The 257-nt window shown below is 51.8% G+C and carries 1 protein-coding gene; it reads left to right on the top strand.

The window, feature by feature from the left end; translation table 11 throughout:
- A partial coding sequence (locus V0R37_RS22690; protein WP_420376632.1) for an MFS transporter occupies positions 1 to 257 on the top strand: 257 nt, incomplete at both ends.

Genomic DNA, 257 nt, shown 5'->3' with positions numbered 1-257 from the left:
CGGCAGTGATCTATGGGCTCTTGTTTCTCCTACGCCCGCAAAATGTACAGCTTTATATTGCAATGTCAGCGGTGGGTTATATCGGTTTGGCGGTTTTCAATACCGTGATCTGGGCCAACATCACCGATGTGATCGATGACCAAGAAGTTCGTAGTGGCAAACGAGAAGATGGGACCGTCTATGCCGTCTATTCCTTTGCCCGCAAAGTGGGTCAAGCCTTCGCGGGTGGGGTAGGCGGATGGACGCTTTCGATCATC

This window comes from Pollutimonas rozaliensis, from assembly GCF_048751585.1.
Lineage (GTDB): Bacteria > Pseudomonadota > Gammaproteobacteria > Burkholderiales > Burkholderiaceae_B.
Note: the sequence above shows the minus strand (reverse complement) of the source record. Positions and strands in the feature narration are given on the sequence as shown.